Here is a 2,862-nt window from a genome sequence, read left to right on the forward strand (position 1 = left end):
TCTTCAAAACTCCTTTTTAAATATGCTATCACAAGGGTAGCATATTTTTTTATACCATTTCTTACAAAGCAAGGTAATACAGTACCAAAAAGGTATTCAGTTACCTTTTTCATTTTTTAAGATTTTTTATTTATTTGTGATTTTTCCAAAAAAGGTACTCATTTACCTTGCCCGTTGGACTAGCGTTGGACTAAAACTAATGTCAAGAAAAAAGCCTATAATTAAGGCTTTCTATGAAGTTTTTCTAAAATTTAAACTATTCATTGATAACTTTAGTTTTTGTTTATCTGTTTGAATATAATATTGTTTTGTTGTCGCAATATTTTCGTGTCCCATTATATCTGTTATCACAATATTATTTATTTTTTGATTACTCATAAGTGTCGCTAGTGTTTTTCTGCAATCGTGAGGTTTATGTTTATTAATTTTTAAAGTTTCCAATGTTTTATAAAATTTCTCACGAAAATAATTTTTTCTTAAAGGCTTATTCTGATTCTTTTTTTTACTGAATATCCATTTATCATTGTATATTAAATAATCTGTTGGACTGTTCTCATAAAGCTCTTTTATAATTTCAAATATATCTTTATGAATAGGTATGCTTCTATTTTTCCCTTTTCTAGTTTTATTTCCACCGTGTATAAATCCCTCATATAAATCTACATTTTCCTTTTTTAATTCAACAGTTTCCTCGATTCTCATACCTGTGTAAATCATAATTAAAATATATTTTACCCATATTATATCCGTGTTTTCCCATAATTTTTCTATTTCATCATAATTAAAAGGTTTTTTTTCTTTGATTTCAGTTTCTTTTGGTAAATTTATAAATTCTGCTCTATTTTTTTCCAATATGTCTACTTCTCTCGCATAGTCCCAAAAAATTTTTAAAAATCCTTTTGTTATACTTTTAGTTGAAATACTACAATTTAAATCATTTATTAGATTTTGCAATACTGGGGTGCTAATATCCTTAAAAACCAGATTATGTAATTCTTTACATCGTTTAAAACTATTGATGTAACTGTTCAAAGTATTTTTGGCAACAATATCTTTTTTACTGTTTTTAAATAACTCAAACAAATCTTTAAATTTAATTCTATGATTTTCTAAATTGTAAGGATTATTAAAATATTTATTTAATATTTCTGTTGCTTCTTTTTTAGTACTGAAATATCCCAAAGAATGTCTTTTTTTAGTTACAGGATTAGTAACTCTAACTCTAAAAGGATTCGTTCTATTTATTTTAACTTTTGTTATACTCCCTGTACCATTTGCATTTTTATACTTTTTCATATTTTCTCCATTCTGAAAATCCAACTAAAAAGCATTATCTGCTTTATAATTTTAATATTATTTTTCTTTCATTGCAATATATTTATTTAAAAAAATATCTGTACCAATTCATCATTACTCAATTCTAACAATTCTTTTAATTCATATATTTCTGATTGTGTAAAAAAATTTTTTCCATTCATTTTTTTATTTAGTCCACTTTCTGATATATTCATTTTTTTTGATATTTCTTTATAGTTCAATTTCTTCTTTCTAATTCTACTTTTCAATGTATAGTATACTAACCTCTTATCTTCTAAATTCATATTTACCACTCTACTTTCTCTATTTTTATTAGTATATTTTTAGCTAAAATAAGTTAAAATAAGTTGCAAATTTTTATATATTACGTTTTTTGATTTTTAACTTGTATTTTAGATATATTTTCTGTTTATAGCTTTCAATAATTTAAAAATTTATTGCATAAAATTATTTTTTTTGATTCGTTATTATCAATCAAAGGGGCTAAGTCTGACAGGAAGTATTCTTATTCTTTAAATTTACTCCAATGATACATCCTTTTCCTTTTTATAATATTTAGATAAGCAGAAAGGATTGTCTTATTTTCATCATTATCAAAAAAATTTTTCAATCTTTTCTTTTTAGAATGAGTTAAATAAGATACAGTTTTTTGCACTTTTTCTTTTGTACCTAATTTTTCTAAACGAACATTGGTTTTAAATCCATTTAGAATATTCCATTTAGTCTGTATCATTTCTTTTAATTCTTTCATTTTAAAATGTTTGTATATCCCTTTTATTGTAAATAGCAGGATATGTAAATGAGGAAGAAAAGAATTTCTTTCAGGATTATAAGCTACTTCCATTACTCTTAAATATCCTTTTACGATATTTTTTAAAAAAGGACTTTTGACTAATTTATTAAAGTTTATTCTTACTACATTTAATTCATTTTGTAATTTATTTCTATCATCAATTTCAACATTTTTTCCATTTATTGTTAGTATAAATATCAAATATCTATTTTTAAAATTTTCTATTTTCTTCATTATTTCAAAATATTTGGCACTTCTGTCTATTTCATCACATATAGGACAGCTTCTCCGTTTACATCTTAAATTTTTAGTAAATTTCATTGAGTTTTCGTGGCATTCAATATAATTATTAAAACAAGTATTAATACTGCTGTATTCAGACTTTGATATTATTCCATATTCAGAATACCATTCAAGAGCCTTTAAATAATAATTTTCCCTCTCTTCTATCACTTTTTCTGTATCTATTTTCATCAATTCTTTTCTCCTTTCTTCTCTTCTTTTAATCTAAATTTCCACAAAGGACATTTATTATAGGGACAGTTTAAAACTTTTTCCTTATCATCATCCCAGCATTCAAGACAATGTTTTTCAATTGCCTCTTTTTCTAAACTTTTATTTTTCATAAAATTCACTCCTTTTAAAATTTCTACCTTTTCTTTTGGAATAAACTACATTTTTTTATTGTTATTTTTTTATAAATTTTTTCTCTTTTGTTTAATACTAATTAATAATAGAAGAGATCGGAAGAG

Annotated in this window: 4 protein-coding genes; all 4 read right to left on the reverse strand. The window is 23.5% G+C overall.

Annotation, left to right across the window (positions count from 1 at the left end):
- Positions 1-231: 231 nt before the first annotated feature.
- The 4 genes from Q0370_RS08220 to Q0370_RS08235 all read right to left on the reverse strand — a co-directional run bounded on the left by Q0370_RS08220 (position 232) and on the right by Q0370_RS08235 (position 2,736).
- On the reverse strand, positions 232-1,296 hold the full coding sequence (locus Q0370_RS08220; protein ID WP_299574486.1) for a site-specific integrase: 1,065 nt from the start codon (positions 1,294-1,296) through the stop codon (positions 232-234).
- An 86-nt stretch (positions 1,297-1,382) separates the two neighbouring features.
- Positions 1,383-1,601 (reverse strand): helix-turn-helix transcriptional regulator, encoded by a 219-nt coding sequence (locus Q0370_RS08225; protein WP_012806494.1) that lies wholly within the window; start codon positions 1,599-1,601, stop codon positions 1,383-1,385.
- A 221-nt stretch (positions 1,602-1,822) separates the two neighbouring features.
- Positions 1,823-2,584: a protein rep gene (locus tag Q0370_RS08230; protein ID WP_299574490.1), complete on the reverse strand. Its 762-nt coding sequence runs from the start codon at positions 2,582-2,584 to the stop codon at positions 1,823-1,825.
- Positions 2,584-2,736, reverse strand: coding sequence for a hypothetical protein (locus tag Q0370_RS08235; protein WP_172617471.1), 153 nt, complete (start codon positions 2,734-2,736; stop codon positions 2,584-2,586). The genes Q0370_RS08230 and Q0370_RS08235 overlap by 1 nt, the downstream gene beginning before the upstream one ends.
- Positions 2,737-2,862: the final 126 nt, after the last annotated feature.

Origin of the sequence: uncultured Leptotrichia sp. (assembly GCF_938036635.1) — a bacterium.
GTDB lineage: Bacteria > Fusobacteriota > Fusobacteriia > Fusobacteriales > Leptotrichiaceae > Leptotrichia > Leptotrichia hongkongensis.

What these genes read in the sequence shown, in the direction of transcription:
- Q0370_RS08220 (WP_299574486.1), bottom strand. Translation starts at nt 1,296, where the DNA reads ATGAAAAAGTATAAAAATGCAAATGGTACAGGGAGTATAACAAAAGTT.
- Q0370_RS08225 (WP_012806494.1), bottom strand. Translation starts at nt 1,601, where the DNA reads ATGAATTTAGAAGATAAGAGGTTAGTATACTATACATTGAAAAGTAGA.
- Q0370_RS08230 (WP_299574490.1), bottom strand. Translation starts at nt 2,584, where the DNA reads ATGAAAATAGATACAGAAAAAGTGATAGAAGAGAGGGAAAATTATTAT.
- Q0370_RS08235 (WP_172617471.1), bottom strand. Translation starts at nt 2,736, where the DNA reads ATGAAAAATAAAAGTTTAGAAAAAGAGGCAATTGAAAAACATTGTCTT.